We start from the raw sequence: 18,107 nt of genomic DNA, 5'->3' as shown, positions 1-18,107 counted from the left end.
AGCCTAAAATAAAGCATACTTTAATACAAGGTAAAGAGTTCTCTTTTCTGTAAAAATTTAATTATATGATTAAGTCGGGGAATAGCCATAATACGCAAAACTATTCAAATTGGTCAAATAATGTTAGGAAAGGAAGAAAAAAATCGAGCATAACAAAATTATTATAAGCTTTTACATTTATGATAATTATGCCAATCTATAATGGATATGAATATTTGTATAAAAGCGGGAAGAGAAATTAAAATTCAAAATAATGATGGAAAGTTCCTATTTTCTAAGAATTATCATCTTTGTTTATGATGAAAAAGCACTAGTTTTCCTCTCCAAAGTTGTTATTGATGAGCTTTTCAAGAGCATTAAGAGCATCTGTTGCTTCTGGTCCTGAAACACGAATGGTGAGGTTGCAACCGGATGAAGCCGCTAGCATCATAAGTCCCATAATTGATGATCCGCCAACAATTTTCCCGTCCTTTTCAACTTCAACAGTAACATTAAAATTGTCAACAGTTTGTACAAATTTTGCAGAAGCACGTGCATGTAACCCACGTTTATTACAGATATTGAAATGACGACTTATACATGGGAGGGTATCTTTGGAAAACATTGGTATTTTATTATCCGCTATAAAATCATACTTGGTACATTAATATATTTACGCCCTGCTTCTTGTGCTATTCTTAACGCGTCTGATAATGAAATATCAGGACATTTGCGAATAGAAATCAGTTTAATAAGCATGGGCAAATTAACACCCGCAATCATTTCAACGCGTCCTTTTTCAATAGCAGGAATAGCTATATTTGATGGTGTTCCACCGAACACATCTGTTAATATGATGACGCCATGATCCGTATCTGTATCGGTTACTGCGGCTATAATATCACCTCGGCGCTGATCTATATCGTCATCGGGATAAACGCATATTGTTGCGAACTTTTCTTGTACTCCAACAACATGTTCCACGGCATGTAAAAATTCGACAGCCAGCTCACCGTGCGTTACAAGCACGAGTCCAATCATTTACGCAAACTCCTGTTAACTAATAAGACCCAACCATAGTTGGTGGGAAAGACATTGTACAAGGCTTTATCTTGCTGCCAAGAAAAATTTGCAAAAAAAAGGCAAAAATTGTGATTTTTTTATCTTTAGAAAAAAATTAGACAGATTTTTGCCATATTTTTCTAAACAAAAATGCTTCAATAGCTTGACAAATGGCTGTACAATCGGCTTCACGAAGAGAGGGAAGTTTTAAAAGAGGAATGTGCAAATTTTCAAATTGAAAAGTTTTATTTGTGGAAAAACGTTCATATTCCGGACCGAGAAAAATAACACAATCGATAGTTGTGTGCTTTTCAAATTCTATCATATAAAGACCAACGCCACGAATCTCGATGCCGCCCTCTAAATTATCAGGAGTGTATCCGTGAAGCTTTCCATTTTCCGCACGCAACATTGTATAATCATCACTGATAAGCTTCGCTTCACGTTTTGACCACTCAGCGCGGTCAAGCAAAGAAAGGGTGATGGTTGATTTTCCTGATCCGGATGGACCTATAATTAACAGCCCCTTGCCGCCTAGTTGAAGGCAATTTGCGTGGAGTATTTCACATTTTGTTTTCATGTCTTTTACTTTGGATAAAAGATTTATTTAGCAAGCGGAAGCATGATAGTAAAACGTGCACCAGTTTTACACTTCCCAAGTGTAGGATCAATAATATTTTCGGCTGTAATTGTCCCATTATGAGCCTCGATGATTTGCCGACTAATAGAAAGGCCAAGTCCAGAGTTTTGTCCAAAAGCATCTTCATTTGGTCGATCTGTGTAAAAACGTTCAAAAATGCGTTCAATATTTTCTGAACGAATACCTGGGCCATTATCTTCAATGGTTAAAATAAGGGTTGAAGCATGGCTTTTCATAGTAATGCAAATTTTGCCACGATTCCGAGGAATAAAAGAACGCGCATTTTCAAGAAGATTTGAAATCACTTGTCCTAAACGAAGTTCATGTCCCAATACAAGATAAGCTTTTCCATGAGGACGTGGGACAATATTAAGGCTTATATCAATAGTTTGCGTATTACGATACACTTCCTGAACAGCATGAACAAGACTTTCCAAAAGTGGTGTCATATCAACAATCTCTGCGGTTTCTCGTGCAAGCTCTGCATCGAGTCGCGATGCATCAGAAATATCTGTAATCAACCGATCAAGGCGGCGCACATCATGTTGAATAATTTCCAGCAATTTTTCTTGTGCTTCTTCATTTTTAGCCAGAGGGAGCGTTTCAACAGCACTGCGTAGGGAGGTGAGAGGATTTTTTAATTCGTGGCTTACATCAGCAGCAAAACGTTCAATGGCTTCAATACGCATATAAAGGGCATTGGTCATATCACGAATAGAAGTTGAAAGGTGACCAATTTCATCTTCACGCATTGAAAAATCAGGAATTTCTACACGCTGATTATTGCCATTACGCACTCGATTAGCCGAGGCAGATAATTTACTTAATGGATGGGCAATCGTATGGGCCAAAAAGAGAGAAAGAACCAAAAGTACGCTACCTACAACGGCAAAAACTTTAAAGATAACCAGTCTTTCGCCTTTTACAATGTTATCAATATCGGAACCAGTGGTTGAAAGAAGAAGAGCTCCAACCACTGCGCGATAGCGTTGAACAGGAACGGCAACAGAAACAATTAATTGCCCTTGTCTGTTGCGTCTTTTAGCCGTAGCAAGAGATCCGTTTAATGCGCGGTACACTTCTGGATAAGCAATACCACTGGTTTTTGTTTGTTCTCTGTCAAGAGCAATACCTTTGCCATAAAATGCGTTTGAATACCATGAAGTAAGGCGATCCCACATGTTTTGTTCTGTTTTAAGTGGGGGTAAATCATAACTAAAAACTTCTCCACTAGAATAAAGAACGCGCGAATCAAGAAGGAGAGTAGCATCACGATCATAGATACGTGCTCTTGTCGTTTTAGGTGTAATAAGACGCCGTAAAAGAGGGGCAACTTGCTCAGGGTTAATAGGAAAATCCCAAGAATCGGTTGATTGAGGAGCGGGTGTAACGCTTTCACCAGTCTGTAACTCTAAGAGTTTTTGAGGGTCAATGAGGATAGAATTTGTATCTACTGTTGCAGAAGCAGCAATAGCCCCAGCAATAATTTTTCCTTGGGTACATAAACTTTTGATTTTTGCTTCAATTAAACCATCGCGAAATTGGTTAAGGTATAAAATGCCTGTAACTAAAACGGCAAGAGCAGCAATGTTTAATATAACAATGCGACGTGTGAGGCTGGAAAAAAGCAATTGTCTAAAGAGACGTTGTGTTCGAAGATGCAAACGAGCGAACATAAGAAATGGCGTTGAGGATGTACCATTAACGGTTGTTTTTTGTAAAGTTTCCAGTTGAGAATTGTCTGTCATCGATTTGATTGCCATTCAAATTTTTGCGACAAAGTAGTTTTATACCTCGTGGAAACGATAACCTACACCATAAAGTGTTTCAATCATTGCAAAATCATCATCCACTTGTTTAAACTTTTTACGCAGACGTTTAATGTGACTATCAATGGTGCGATCATCTACGTAGACTTGATCACTATAAGCAGCATCCATTAAAGCATCACGACTTTTTACAACTCCTGGTCTTTGTGCTAAGGTTTGCAGAATCAAAAATTCCGTAACGGTTAAAATAACAGGTTTATCTTTCCATGTACAGGTGTGGCGTTCTTGATCCATCACAAGATCTCCACGTTTGAGAGAAGAGGTGGAAGAAGTTCCTGTAGAAAGCGGTTGGTTACGTGCATTAGAACGGCGTAAAATAGCTTTCACGCGTTCAATAAGAAGACGTTGGGAGAAAGGTTTAGTAATAAAATCATCAGCTCCCATTTTGAGACCAAATAATTCATCAATTTCATCATCTTTAGAGGTAAGAAAAATAACTGGAAGATCAGATTTTTGACGCAAACGACGCAAAAGTTCCATCCCATCCATTCGGGGCATTTTAATATCAAAAATAGCTAAGTGTGGAGGGTGAAGTGTGAGACCCTTGAGTGCAGATGCTCCATCTGTATAGCTTTCAACCCGATATCCTTCTGTCTCAAGCGCAAAAGATAAAGATGTCAAAATATTGCGATCATCATCAACAAGTACAATCGTTTGTGTGATTGTTGGTGTATCTTTCATGGTTTCTTAGACCTTTCTATTGCTGTGGTAGCAAATTACCCACACTTATTTATATGGGAGTTCATATTTTTTTTGCAAAACAAATATGATACAAATTGTAGCAAAGTAAAAAACCTTTTGTCATTACTGTAAAATCTTGTTTTGCTTTCATAATTTATAATGTTTCTACGTCTATTAAGATCCCTTCATTTGAGAGAAAATTTTCATAAAGGCTTTTTTTATCAAGGTTTATTACAAAGTTTATTATTGTATTTGTCTCATAATTGAACAGATGTAGTTTTGATTGTTGAAGTTTAGAAAATCTGCCTATGTGTTTTAAGAGCAAAGAAAAGAATGTGGCAATATATGCACAAAAATTTGTTTCTGCTACACGAAAGGAGGTCGTAATGGGATTTTTTAATTTTATTAAAACTGTAGGGGAAAAGTTAGGTATTGGGGACCATGAACCAAAAGAAAAGGATTTTAAGAGAGCATTTGATCATTTTCAACTCGGTACAGAAAAAGTCAATATTCAAGTTGAAGACGGTAAAGCTATTTTAAGCGGTGAAGTTCCAGATAGGGAAACACTTGAAAAAGCACTGCTGGTTGTTGGCAATTCACAAGGTATCTCTTCTGTAGATGTTGATCAATTAAAGGTTATAGATACAACGCCTAGAAAAACTTCTCGCTTTTATGAGGTTAAATCTGGTGATAATCTTTGGAAAATTGCTGAAGAGGTTTATGGAAAAGGGCAAGGTAATAAAAACACATTTATTTTTGAAGCCAATAAGCCAATGCTAAAATCTCCCGATAAAATTTATCCTGGACAAGTTTTACGTATTCCTGAAATTGACCATAGTTAATTCATCAAAGGGGATAATTTTTTACTGATGGCATAAAACAAAAAATAAAGAAGCGTAAAAAATTTCACGCTTCTTCATTTTATAAAGTGTGTATTTATAATAAAAGGAGCTTAGTGAACAGGAGAGGATTTAGAAGGTGATGGTACTTTCATAGCGTTTACAGAGAAATCAACATCAATGGTTCCTGCTTTCTCAAATGTTAATTTTGCGCTAATTTTATCACCTAACTTAAATGGTTGTGAAAGCCCCATGAACATAATATGATCACCGCCAGGCTTAAGCGTGATTTCGCCATTTCCCGGAATTTCAATGCCATTGTGCATTTTTTCCATTTTCATAATATCATTAACGACAGCCATAGAGTGTATCTCTGTTGTTTTTACTCCGTTTGTGGAAATAGAAACCAAACGGTCTGGGGTATTACTGTGATTGATAATGTAGAGATAACCGCTACCAACTCTTATACCTCTAGGTGTTTCGCGTGTCCAAGGATTGAGAATTTCTATGTCGCCAAGTTTATATTGCTGAGCACCTGCTGGCAGGGTTATACCAGCAAAGAGAAGAGCACACACGATATTTATGATAACCTTTTTGTATGGATATTGTGTATGTATTATATTCTTAAAGATGAGATTTGTTATTTTCTTAATAATAGATGTCATCATTGATTTACCCTCCTTCATAAGATTCACACTTTGAATATTTTTATTTTAGCAGAGCTTTTATTTAAAATAAAAGAAAGAAATGCTAAAATGAAATTGATTTTAATATAAAAATCATAGAATTCTTGAAATTTAAAAGAAGACAGTAAGATTTACAATGACAACACACCTCTTAACGCTTCCGTGTTCATCTCATAAATAGTATTTGCAAATGGTATAAAATCTATGATGCACTACTGTTTTACTTAATGAAGATATAATACAGAACAATCATCAACCACTTTACCAATTTTTAATATTATGACAGCTCTTGGCATTTTAAAGCGTTTATACAGAGGTATTTTTATATATTTTCAAAGTTCAAAATTATACAGTTAAGAAAAAACGCTTTAGGTGAATTTAAAGCACAGATTTCAAATAGCCGCAAACAATGAGACCGTTAGAAGGAGAATTTTTGAAAGGAGATAGATAGATAATACCTTTACTGATATGAGCATTAGATATGATGACTATTTTAGTCCAAGGAAAATTTATAATATTTGTGATATAAATTATTCGCCTTTTAAAAAGCTTTTACGTGAGTATGATTTTATCAATGATGAGAAGATCAAGAGCGAGAGTGCAATCATTCTTTTATTTTTTAGTTTTTATAGAAAGATATATTTTTTGAGAATTGCAAGAAAAATATATTATCCTCTCAAGTCTCTCATAAATATGGTATTTATGGGTCATTAGAGTGCCTATTTTAAAATAAATTTTTTATTTTAGAGATGTTTCTCTCATTATTCTCTTGTAGCAATAAAAGCCTGTTCTTATATACGAGGCAGCAAGGCTTGTTGCGACTTGCAGTTTATCATTATTTATATTGCTTGAAGCAATATACGGGCTTTAGGTGTTATGAGGAGCTATCTTAAAAAGATGCTTTATGAAGGTTGAGGTAGCTTGCTGAATGGAGATTATAATATGGCAAAAGTAATTGGTATTGATTTGGGGACAACGAACTCTTGTGTGGCTGTTATGGATGGCAAAAACGCAAAAGTTATTGAAAACTCAGAAGGAGCGCGAACAACACCTTCCGTTGTTGCCTTTACTGATGGGGGGGAGCGGCTTGTTGGGCAGCCTGCTAAACGGCAGGCGGTGACAAATCCTGAAGGGACAGTTTTTGCAGTTAAACGTTTGATAGGGCGCCGTTTTGATGACCCTATGGTTGAAAAAGATAAAGCGCTTGTTCCTTATAAAATTGTTAAAGGTGACAATGGTGATGCATGGGTTGAAGAGGCGGGAAAGAAATATTCTCCGTCACAAATTTCAGCTATGATTTTGCAAAAGATGAAGGAAACAGCAGAATCTTATCTTGGTGAAAAAGTTGAACAAGCCGTTATTACGGTTCCTGCTTATTTTAATGATGCGCAACGTCAAGCCACGAAAGACGCAGGTAAAATTGCTGGACTTGAAGTTTTACGGATTATTAATGAGCCAACTGCTGCTGCTTTAGCTTATGGTTTGGACAAAAAGGACGGAAAAACAATAGCAGTTTACGATCTTGGTGGTGGTACATTTGATATTTCAGTCCTTGAAATTGGAGATGGCGTTTTTGAAGTTAAGTCAACCAATGGGGATACGTTTTTAGGGGGTGAAGACTTTGACATGCGCTTAGTCGGTTATTTTGCCGATGAATTCAAAAAAGAACAAGGAATTGATCTGAAAAATGATAAACTCGCTTTACAGCGCTTAAAAGAAGCGGCAGAAAAAGCAAAAATTGAGCTTTCTTCGTCACAGCAAACAGAAATCAATTTACCATTTATCACAGCAGATCAATCAGGTCCTAAGCACTTAACAATGAAATTGACTCGGGCAAAATTTGAATCTCTCGTTGACGATTTAGTGCAGCGTACCATTGAACCTTGTAAAGCTGCGTTGAAAGATGCTGGATTAAAGGCCGGTGAGATTGACGAAGTTGTTTTAGTGGGTGGAATGACGCGTATGCCCAAGATTCAGCAAGTTGTGCAGAGCTTCTTTGGTAAGGATCCACACAAAGGCGTTAATCCTGATGAAGTGGTCGCAATGGGTGCTGCCATCCAAGGAGGTGTATTGCAAGGCGATGTCAAAGATGTATTGTTGCTAGATGTAACACCTTTATCTTTGGGTATTGAAACCTTGGGTGGGGTTTTCACACGCCTTATTGAGCGCAATACCACTATCCCGACGAAAAAATCGCAAGTTTTTTCGACAGCCGATGATAACCAGAGTGCTGTGACGATTCGTGTTTTTCAAGGTGAACGGGAAATGGCAAGTGATAATAAGTTATTGGCTCAATTTGATCTTGTTGGTATTCCTCCAGCTCCACGTGGTATACCTCAAATTGAAGTTACTTTTGATATCGATGCGAATGGTATTGTTAATGTTTCGGCCAAAGATAAGGGAACAGGTAAAGAGCATCAAATTCGTATTCAGGCATCAGGTGGTTTAAGTGATGCTGATATTGAAAAAATGGTAAAGGATGCAGAAGAGCACGCGGCTGAGGATAAAAAACGCCGTGAAGGTGTTGAAGCTAGAAATCAAGCGGAGGCTCTTATTCATTCAACTGAAAAGTCGCTCAATGAATATGGCGATAAAGTATCAGCTGAAGAAAAGGGACAGATTGAAACAGCAATATCTGATTTGAAATCTGCGCTTGAAGGCAGTGATACGGAAGAAGTAACAACAAAGATGCAAAAATTAGCAGAAGTCAGTATGAAGCTTGGACAGGCTATGTACGAAGCCTCACAAGCAGCGAGCGCTGACACTGAAACAGAGGCAAAGAATGATGATGTTGTTGATGCTGATTTTGAAGAAGTTAATGATAAGAAGAAATAGTGTCAGCATATGTGTTGATTAATTGATAAACCCGGCCTTTGAAATATAAGGCTGGGCTTTATTATTTGAGATAAGTTGCAACTTTGTTGCTAAAAATATAAATTAAAAGCAATATTATCCATAAAGATGGATGACAGAAAAATTATCAGGAATACATGATGAAGGTTGACTATTATGAAATTCTTGGCGTGACTCGCGAATGTGATGATAAAAAGTTGAAATCTGCTTTTCGTAAGTTGGCAATGCAATATCATCCTGATCGCAACGCGGGGGATAAAGAGGCAGAGCGAAAATTCAAAGAAATTGGCGAAGCCTATGAAGTTCTTAAAGATCCCCAGAAGCGTGCTGCTTATGATCGATTTGGCCATGCGGCCTTTGAAAATAGCGGTGGTCAAGGGGGAGCAAATCCCTTTGGTGGTTTTGCTGCTGGTGGTGGATTTGCGGATATTTTCGAAGACTTTTTTGGTGAGATTATGGGAGGGACACACCGTAAGCGTGGTGATAGTCGCGAACGTGGCGCAGATTTGAGTTATAATATGGAAGTGACTTTAGAAGAGGCATTTTCAGGAAAAACTGCAGAAATTAATATTCCCAGTTCCGTTACGTGTGATGTTTGTGAAGGATCAGGAGCAAGAAAAGGCTCTAAGCCGCAAGTTTGTGGAACATGTCATGGATCTGGTCGTGTGCGTGCTGCACAGGGGTTCTTTTCTATTGAGCGGACATGTCCTACATGTCATGGACGTGGTGAAACTATTACGGATCCATGCCCCAAATGTCAGGGGACACGGCGTATAGAGAAAAAACGTTCATTAAGCGTAGATGTTCCAGCTGGTATTGAAGATGGAACGCGTATTCGCCTTTCTGGTGAGGGTGATGCTGGTATTCGTGGTGGCCCCAATGGTGATCTTTATATTTTCCTTTCCATTAAACCGCATGAGTTTTTTCAGCGAGAAGGAGCAGATCTTCACTGTCGCGTTCCTATTTCAATGGTAACAGCTGCTTTAGGAGGAGAGTTTGAAGTTTCCGACCTTGATGGTGTTAAAGCACGCGTTAAGATTCCAGAAGGGACACAAAATGGACGTCAATTCCGCCTTAGAGGCAAAGGTATGCCCATGTTGCGCCGTCAGCAAGCAAGGGGTGATCTTTACATCCATATCACGATTGAGACGCCGCAGAAATTAACGCAAGAACAACGTGAATTGTTGCAAAAATTTGAGAAACTCTCAAATCATGAAAATTCACCGCAATCACATGGTTTTTTTTCACGTATGAAAGAATTTTTTGAAAATATTTCTGGTTAAAATTATGTGAATGTTCTCAGAATAATTAGAGAGAACTGTGGGAAAGTTATTTTCATTAAGCTTTCTATTGTCTCATTATCTTTGAAAAGCATTTTTTCTTGAAAAGAAAAGAGAGAGACAGCTAATTTAGGATAAACTCCTGCTGCTGATAGTTTTTATATTTCATGAGTTTTATGGATAAGTCTTATTTTTGAGTGTCTATGACATTTTAAAAAGGGCTTATCCATATAAGAACGCAATTGAGTGATTGATAATAAATATTGCCAGTGTCATGATAACTGCCTTTATGCATTCAGTATTTTTGGTGTTTATTTTTTCACTCAAAATTTCTTTTTAAAGGCTCTATAATAAAACTATAAAATAGGTAGCGGCTTGCCAAGAAACGCTAAATAAGCTGTTAGGCAATCCATCTTTTTCAAATAAAGTATCAACTTCTTATAACCGATTTTATTTTTGGCATTTTTCATAGTTTTAATCACTGCTTCCTTTAAAATAAGGGTTATTTTGTTCGGAATAGCTTTTACATGCCTCATCTTAGCTTTTAGCAGTAATCATGTCTTTTTAGATGCGGATTTAGTTTTGTATTTCTGATGTCATAAATAGTTTTTCCAGATAATAAAAACGCTATAATCAAGTTTATTTTGTTCCAAAGAAATTGTGGAATGAGATAATGTGTGTTGAATGCTAAAGAAGACATAACAAAACACTTTTCGATATATCTCTCTTGTGGGGAAACAGATTCGATGGAATTCACTTAATTGAATTTATTGGCATAATAAAAAGTTGGTGGGAAGATAGAGGAAGTTACCTTTAAAAAGAAAAAATAAATACAATAAAAAATAGCACAATATGCTTAGAAAACAGCACGATATATTGTTGAAATTGATTGGTGATATGGAAAGAGAAATTTACGAAATGAATCTTTTTTCATAAAATAACATAATTAAAAGAATTAAAAATTCTACAAAACATTGAATAATTCAAGCATGTATCGCTATGCAGAAAGAAAAACTTAATGACCGATCATGAAAAATGAGAAGTTTTATAAAACCTTACGAAGAGAGTAATCTAAACAATTAAATGCTTTTACGAAGATGCTTCTGAAGAGTTATCGAAATAAAGTCACAATATATGATAATTTTGCAAAGCCTTTTTTCGATTTTACGATATAAAAAGATAAATTATGATTATAAATCAACTTATTATGATTCTCCATGAGGAGCGTTCAATTGACATTTCCTCATGTTTAATGATTGAGAAAAAGTCAAATTTTTAAAACCAAAGTTATAGTTTATTGGGATAAGCTATAAAGCAGTTGAGTGATTTCTTATCTTGGGAATATGTTAATTTTATTATTATAAGAAACTTTATTTTTATCTTACAAAATCAATGGTTGTATATATTCCTATTCATTGTTAAGTATCCATAGGGATAAACTAATGAGTTGAATGTACGGCTTAGCTTCAAAATTTTGCTTTTCAATTTTATATATAAGGTCATAAAATAATGACATTTTTTTACGTCTATTTTGTTTAATTTTTCGCTGTCAATTTTTAAAGGAAGTTTTTTGTATTTCATTTTGCTATTCCTTTTTCGTAATTTAGAGGAAAATTGACGATTTTCAGGGGAGGGGGTGGATAGAGTAAAGTTTGGTTTTATTGTTTTCACTTTTCCTAAATTTCATTAAGAGATGGTAAAAAGTGATGAGGAGGCTCTATTGATGGATGATGCTAAAAACGGTGATGTAGATGTTTTGGAAAAACAAGCAGCATTTTTATCGTCTGCTTTACCTTATATGCAAAAATATGAAAATGAAACGGTCGTGGTAAAATATGGCGGCCATGCTATGGGTGATCCTGCTTTGGGGCGAGCATTTGCGCGTGATATTGCTCTATTAAAGCAATCGGGGATCAATCCTGTTGTTGTTCATGGTGGTGGGCCTCAAATTGCTGAAATTTTAATGAAAATGGGGATTGAATCACGATTTGAAAACGGACTACGGGTAACCGATGAGCGGATCGTTGAAGTGGTTGAAATGGTTTTAGCGGGTTCCATAAATAAAGAAATTGTTGCTCTCATCAATGCTGAGGGTGAATGGGCAATAGGATTATGCGGCAAGGATGGCAATATGGTTTTTGCCGAAAAGGCTTATAAAACTGTCATTGATCCTGATTCGCATATTGAACGTGTTTTAGATTTGGGGTTTGTTGGTGAGCCTGTTGAAGTTGACCGCACATTGCTAGATCTTTTAGCATCTTCTGAAATGATACCAGTTCTTGCTCCTGTAGCTCCAGGACGCGATGGTAAAACTTATAATATCAATGCTGATATTTTTGCTGGAGCTATTGCTGGTGCATTAGAGGCTAAACGCCTTTTATTTCTCACTGATGTTCCTGGTGTTTTGGATAAACAAGGTAAACTTTTAAAAGAATTGACAGTTTCTGAAGCTGAGAAATTTATTAAAAATGGGACAATTTCAGGAGGCATGATTCCAAAAGTAGAGACTTGCATAAAAGCCCTTCAAAATGGTGTGGAAGGTGTTGTCATTTTAAATGGTAAAACTCCTCATTCTGTTTTACTAGAGCTGTTTACCGAACAGGGAGTTGGAACGCTTATTGTTTCATAAATTGTGGGGAAAATTGGAAGAGAAAGTTTTTCATGGTGAATCTAAAACAGTTTAAATATCCTTTATTAAGTAAGCCAGAATTGGCAATATTTACTGCGACAATATTGTGGGGCATTACATTTTTAGTCATTCACATTGCGGTACGCTATAGTGGTCCTCTGTTTTTTGTTGGATTTCGTTTTATTGTTGCATCTCTTATATGTGGGGTAATTTTTTGGCGCTCTATAAAAGATATAACTGTTTATGAAGTTTTCGCTGGGATGGCAATAGGTTTAGCCATGTTTTTTGGTTATGCTTTTCAAGCAGCTGGACTTCAAACAATTATTAGTAGTCAGTCAGCTTTTATCACAGCGCTTTATGTACCGATGGTTCCAATCTTGCAATGGATTGTTTTTAAAAAACCTCCCCGTTTAGCTTGTTGGATTGGCATTATTTTCGCTTTTATTGGGCTTGTATTTATTTCAGGACAAAAGCCGGGAAATTTTGATTTTTCAAAAGGCGAAATTTTAACTTTGTTAGGCGCTTTAGCGATTGCTGGAGAAGTCATACTCATCGGAATTTTTGCGAACAAGGTTGATAGTCGGCGTGTAACCATTATTCAGTTATTTTTTAGTGGTTTTTTTTCATTTGCTTGTATGCCTTTGATGGGAGAAAGCATTCCTGAATTTTCGTGGGTTTGGTTTAATATTGGTATAGGATTGGCATTAATGAGTGCCATCATTCAATTAGCTATGAATTGGGCACAAAAGTCTATTTCCCCTACGCGTGCGACACTCATTTACGCAGGTGAACCGGTATGGGCTGGTATTGTTGGGCGTTTGGCTGGAGAACATTTATCTCCCTTAGCTTTATTGGGCGGTTTGCTTATTCTGATTGGGATCATTGTGGCTGAATTACAACCTTCACAATGGCGTAAAAAAAATAAAGCAATTAAAAAAATTGATTAGCTATACATTTTTTTATTATGATTTTATTGCATGAGCTTTTTGCTTATAGAGTTTTCATTTTTGGAGCTTTTTTAATATTCAGATGATTAAGAAGTTCTATAAATTATTCCAGTTTTTGCATACCAAATTGGAGAAATAGTATGCTTCTCTCTGTTTGTCAGATTTCTGAACCGGGCAGACAACCTTCATTGAGCCAAAACATGAGGTGATATAAAGGTAAAAATTAACGCTCATCTTTAAATTCGGCTTTAACAACTTTCAAAAACATCTACGGTAATGTTTTTGAATAATGAAAATTACGCACTGTCGCACGTTATTTCTTTTGTCCCTTAATAGAGTTACGCTTCTCACGCAAAATAGAACGCCCAAAGTATCCCCATAACGTTGTACATTAAAGCGTTTTTTAAAAGATAATTTTCTCAATATACATCATATTCATTGACGGTTTGCATGAAGTATAGAAAAACCACAGAGCATCATCATTTTACTTAAAATAAAAGGCACGAGCATTTTCTTTATCTGTTCTCAATATTACGATAGCTTTTGGCATTTGAAAGAGAGAGGTATTTTTACTCATTTCTTAAACGTTTTTATCCATACACTAGCTCTGTTTTATAATGGGTGAGCAAAAAATTTATTGATTCATTATGAGAAGATTTAAAATGAGAGAAGCTCGCGATATTCAGAGCTTTAATTTAAATTGCAAAACAATAAACGATCATTATAAATCAATGCGTTATCCAATGAATCGAAGAGGATTGGTGTGTTTTATATTTAATGGAGGAAGGAAGGAGTTATATAAAAAGTATATAAAAACATCACTCAATAGAGCGTATTTCTAAAGTTTTAAAAATTGAGAAGAAACTCTCTCGATATTCATGTTATTTTATATAAGATTGCTAAAAAAGCAGATTATTGCGTACAAATAAAAAGCATTTCTTGCGAATTTTATTGCAAGCCTAAGTGATATACACGCCCATCATATAAATATGATAATACATTGATTTATAATTATAATATAGCATTATTCACATTCAATTATGACCCTGAATACCGTAAAATTTTCTCACGTCAAATCATTTTCATGTTAAATCAATCCAAATCACTTTCTTACACGTCACAAGTGAGTGGGTGGGGCCATGTGGGTAAAAACTGTAAAAGAAAAGCATATCTCTTATAAAATTTTTCAAATGTAAAGGATCGTCGCAATATTGAAGATTGGCAAAGTGTGTGATGGTGCCAGCTTACTACAGCATATGAGTTATCAAATAAGATGCGAAAAGATCATTTTAGCAGCCTTGGATTTAATTTAGCAAATAAAAGCCTCATTTTTTAGGCTATAAAAAGTTGTGTTTTGAGAGGCTTTTTAGGTTTATATTCTTTTGTAAGGAGCTGGAGCATAATTGGTCTTTGCGTTTTGTATTATTCTTTGCTAAATCGCCTTATATGACAATAGATCGTAATTATATTCGTAATTTTTCCATAGTGGCGCATATTGATCACGGCAAATCCACTTTAGCTGATCGTTTGATTCAAATAACAGGTGGGCTTGATACACGTGAGATGAAAGAACAAGTACTCGATTCCATGGATATTGAGCGTGAACGTGGAATTACTATTAAAGCACAGACGGTACGTTTACACTATAAGGCAAAGAATGGTGAAACCTATATTTTAAATCTTATGGATACACCAGGTCATGTGGATTTTGCTTATGAGGTTTCGCGTTCATTGGCAGCTTGTGAGGGTTCTCTGTTGGTGGTGGATGCAAGCCAAGGCGTAGAGGCGCAGACGTTAGCAAATGTTTATCAAGCCATTGATAATTCCCATGAGTTGGTTGTTGTTCTCAATAAAGTTGATCTTCCAGCAGCAGAACCTGAGCGAGTTAAAGAACAAATTGAAGATGTGATAGGCATTGATACATCTCAAGCAGTAGAAATATCAGCAAAAACAGGTTTGGGTGTTCCTGATGTTTTGGAGGCAATTGTTGCACAATTACCACCTCCACATACAGGCGATGTTGCAAATCCCTTGAAAGCAATGTTGGTTGATAGCTGGTATGACGCATATCTTGGTGTCATTGTTTTGGTACGGGTGATAGACGGTATTTTAAAAAAAGGCCAAACCATTCGTATGATGGGTACAGGTGCAAAATATCCAGTTGAGCGCGTTGGGGTTTTTACACCTAAAATGGTACAGGTTGATGAATTAGGACCAGGCGAGATTGGTTTTATCACTGCTTCTATCAAAGAGGTAGCAGATACACGGGTTGGGGATACGATTACTGAAGAGCGTCGTCCTTGTGAAAATGCTTTGCCTGGTTTTAAGCCGGCGCAACCGGTTGTTTTTTGTGGGCTTTTTCCAATTGATGCTGCTGATTTTGATGATTTGCGTGCAGCCATGGGCAAATTACGCTTAAATGATGCGAGTTTTTCTTTTGAAATGGAAACATCTGCGGCTTTGGGGTTTGGTTTTCGCTGTGGCTTTTTGGGACTTCTGCATCTTGAAATTATTCAAGAGCGATTAGAGCGTGAGTTTAATTTGGATTTAATTGCGACAGCACCTTCAGTTGTTTATCGCATGAATATGAATGATGGTTCTGTTAAAGAGTTACATAATCCAGCGGATATGCCTGATGTGGTTAAAATTTCTTCCATAGAAGAACCATGGATTCGGGCAACAATCATGACTCCTGATAATTATCTTGGGTCAATTTTAGAGCTATGCCAAGAGCGGCGTGGGGTACAGGTTGGTTTATCCTATGTTGGAACCCGTGCTATGGTAACGTATGATTTACCACTGAATGAAGTTGTTTTTGATTTTTATGATCGGCTAAAATCGATTTCAAAGGGTTATGCTTCTTTTGATTATCAAATGACAGATTATGCAGAAGGTGATTTAGTTAAAATGTCTATTTTGGTGAATGGAGAGCCTATTGATGCATTATCGATGCTTGTTCACCGCACGATTGCAGAAAAGCGTGGGCGTTCAATGTGCGAAAAACTGAAAGATCTTATTCCTCAGCATATGTTTCAGATTCCAGTTCAAGCGGCTATTGGTGGTAAAGTTATAGCGCGCGAAACGATTCGTGCTTTGCGTAAAGATGTAACAGCGAAATGTTACGGGGGTGATGTTACGCGTAAGCGCAAACTTTTGGAAAAGCAAAAAGAAGGCAAAAAGCGGATGCGCCAATTTGGAAAAGTAGAAATTCCACAATCGGCATTTATTCAAGCGCTCAAAATGAACAAATAATGAAAAAAGGGGTATTTTCTCTCATTGATTGCGCTTTTGCTTTTGTCGATTGGTTCAGATGTTTAAAGAACACTTTTAAATAGAATTGCGTCGTGCTTCATGTTCTTGTGTATTGCATAATGGTATCACTTCCTCACGTAAAACAGAATGCTTTAAACAAAATACATTTATGTTGCATATTGGCGTGCTCGTTTTCGTAAATCATCACTCAATACATCAAACTCCATTTCACAACGGGGGCTATGAAAAATATAACGTAAAATACACTGTGAATGATATAAAATCCATTTGGCATTACCGCTTTTACGCGTCAGAAAGGTGCAAAGCGCACCCATCATACTTTTTTTCAGCTCAAAATATTATGACAGTCCTTATCACTTGAGAGAATTCATTAAAGGTATTTCACTCTTTTCTTGAAGTGTTTCTTACCCACACACCAACTGCGTTTATAACGTGCAAGGAAATGATAGTGATTGATTCACTATGAAAGGATTTGAAATGAGAGAATCCTTGTATTCGAGGTTATTATTCAAGTTAAAAAACGATGAAATATTATTATGAATTAATCTTGTGTCTAAGAACGTAAAAGATCATTAATAGATGTTTTTTCTCGTGTTTTTTGATCAACGCGTTTTACAATAACAGCACAATAAAGGTTTGGGCCTGCTTCACCATTTGGTAAAGGTTTTCCGGGGAGAGAACCTGGTACAACCACTGAATAGGCTGGTACTTCACCAATAAAAATTTCACCTGTTGTACGATCAATAATCTTTGTTGATTTTCCAATAAAGACTCCCATTCCCAAAACAGCACCTTCACGGATAATACAGCCTTCAACAATTTCAGAGCGAGCACCGATAAAGCAATGATCTTCAATGATTGTTGGATTTGCTTGCAGTGGTTCTAAAACACCTCCAATACCAACACCGCCAGAAAGATGGACATGTTTACCAATTTGTGCACAAGAACCAACGGTGGTCCATGTATCAACCATTGTGCCCTCATCGATAAAAGCACCAAGATTGACAAAGGATGGCATCAATATAACATTGGGTGCAATGTAAGCAGAATGACGTACAATGGCTCCAGGAACGGAACGGAAATCAGCACTTTTAAAATCTGCCTCTTGCCAACCAGAGAATTTTGAAGGAACTTTATCCCACCAATGTGTCCCATTGATTCCACCAGTAATAATTTGCATAGGATTAAGCCGAAAAGAGAGTAAAACCGCTTTTTTCAACCATTGATGAACATGCCATTGTCCATTTTTTTGTCGTTCTGCAACACGGATTTCACCTTTATCAAGAAGGTTCAATGCATGTTCAACACTCTCACGTATTTCGCCTTTTGTGGTAGTATCGATAGAATCGCGATCGTCAAAAGCTTTTTCGATAATAATTTCAAGTTGTGTGATATGAGTCATGACGAGA

13 protein-coding genes are annotated in these 18,107 nt (G+C 36.5%); 6 read left to right on the top strand and 7 right to left on the bottom strand.

All coding sequences use genetic code 11. The features are described from left to right. Positions 1-310 precede the first annotated feature (310 nt). From ACFIQC_RS00495 to ACFIQC_RS00475, 5 genes are all read right to left on the bottom strand, one after another. Positions 311-604, bottom strand: coding sequence for an HPr family phosphocarrier protein (locus ACFIQC_RS00495; protein WP_012754483.1), 294 nt, complete (start codon positions 602-604; stop codon positions 311-313). Between the two features lie 17 nt (positions 605-621). Beyond that, the gene (locus tag ACFIQC_RS00490) at positions 622-1,020 is read right to left on the bottom strand and encodes a PTS sugar transporter subunit IIA (protein ID WP_375611386.1); all 399 of its coding nucleotides are present in this window, start codon (positions 1,018-1,020) and stop codon (positions 622-624) included. Positions 1,021-1,156: 136 nt separating this feature from the next. Then, on the bottom strand, positions 1,157-1,621 hold the full coding sequence (locus tag ACFIQC_RS00485; protein WP_375611387.1) for an HPr kinase/phosphatase C-terminal domain-containing protein: 465 nt from the start codon (positions 1,619-1,621) through the stop codon (positions 1,157-1,159). A gap of 23 nt (positions 1,622-1,644) precedes the next feature. Continuing rightward, a complete protein-coding gene (locus ACFIQC_RS00480) occupies positions 1,645-3,429 on the bottom strand; it encodes a stimulus-sensing domain-containing protein (RefSeq protein ID WP_375629192.1) in 1,785 nt (594 codons plus the stop codon). A 39-nt stretch (positions 3,430-3,468) separates the two neighbouring features. Continuing rightward, a complete protein-coding gene (locus ACFIQC_RS00475; protein WP_005774392.1) occupies positions 3,469-4,191 on the bottom strand; it encodes a response regulator transcription factor in 723 nt (240 codons plus the stop codon). A 386-nt stretch (positions 4,192-4,577) separates the two neighbouring features. Between ACFIQC_RS00475 and lysM the strand changes: the two genes are divergently transcribed. Further along, on the top strand, positions 4,578-5,033 hold the full coding sequence (lysM, locus tag ACFIQC_RS00470) for a peptidoglycan-binding protein LysM (RefSeq protein WP_375606145.1): 456 nt from the start codon (positions 4,578-4,580) through the stop codon (positions 5,031-5,033). Positions 5,034-5,143: 110 nt separating this feature from the next. Here lysM and ACFIQC_RS00465 read toward each other — a convergent pair whose 3' ends face one another. After that, positions 5,144-5,698, bottom strand: a complete 555-nt coding sequence (locus ACFIQC_RS00465) for a copper chaperone PCu(A)C (RefSeq protein WP_375611390.1) — start codon at positions 5,696-5,698, stop codon at positions 5,144-5,146. 960 nt (positions 5,699-6,658) lie between these two features. Here ACFIQC_RS00465 and dnaK point away from each other — a divergent pair. From dnaK to lepA, 5 genes are all read left to right on the top strand, one after another. Beyond that, complete coding sequence (gene dnaK / locus ACFIQC_RS00460) at positions 6,659-8,551, top strand: molecular chaperone DnaK (protein ID WP_273790233.1); 1,893 nt, start codon at positions 6,659-6,661, stop codon at positions 8,549-8,551. 158 nt (positions 8,552-8,709) lie between these two features. Beyond that, complete coding sequence (dnaJ, locus tag ACFIQC_RS00455; RefSeq protein ID WP_375639743.1) at positions 8,710-9,852, top strand: molecular chaperone DnaJ; 1,143 nt, start codon at positions 8,710-8,712, stop codon at positions 9,850-9,852. 1,720 nt (positions 9,853-11,572) lie between these two features. Continuing rightward, positions 11,573-12,478, top strand: coding sequence for an acetylglutamate kinase (gene argB / locus ACFIQC_RS00450; protein ID WP_375611391.1), 906 nt, complete (start codon positions 11,573-11,575; stop codon positions 12,476-12,478). A gap of 32 nt (positions 12,479-12,510) precedes the next feature. Beyond that, a complete protein-coding gene (locus tag ACFIQC_RS00445) occupies positions 12,511-13,425 on the top strand; it encodes a DMT family transporter (RefSeq protein WP_375706595.1) in 915 nt (304 codons plus the stop codon). 1,446 nt (positions 13,426-14,871) lie between these two features. Continuing rightward, a complete protein-coding gene (gene lepA, locus ACFIQC_RS00440; RefSeq protein WP_375611467.1) occupies positions 14,872-16,677 on the top strand; it encodes a translation elongation factor 4 in 1,806 nt (601 codons plus the stop codon). A gap of 574 nt (positions 16,678-17,251) precedes the next feature. Here lepA and dapD read toward each other — a convergent pair. After that, a complete protein-coding gene (gene dapD, locus ACFIQC_RS00435; RefSeq protein ID WP_375620857.1) occupies positions 17,252-18,100 on the bottom strand; it encodes a 2,3,4,5-tetrahydropyridine-2,6-dicarboxylate N-succinyltransferase in 849 nt (282 codons plus the stop codon). Positions 18,101-18,107 lie beyond the last annotated feature (7 nt).

The sequence above is a fragment of the Bartonella sp. AA126HLJHH genome (assembly GCF_042197425.1).
In the GTDB taxonomy this organism is placed as follows: Bacteria; Pseudomonadota; Alphaproteobacteria; order Rhizobiales; family Rhizobiaceae; genus Bartonella.
This window is presented reverse-complemented; position numbering and strand designations above follow the sequence as displayed.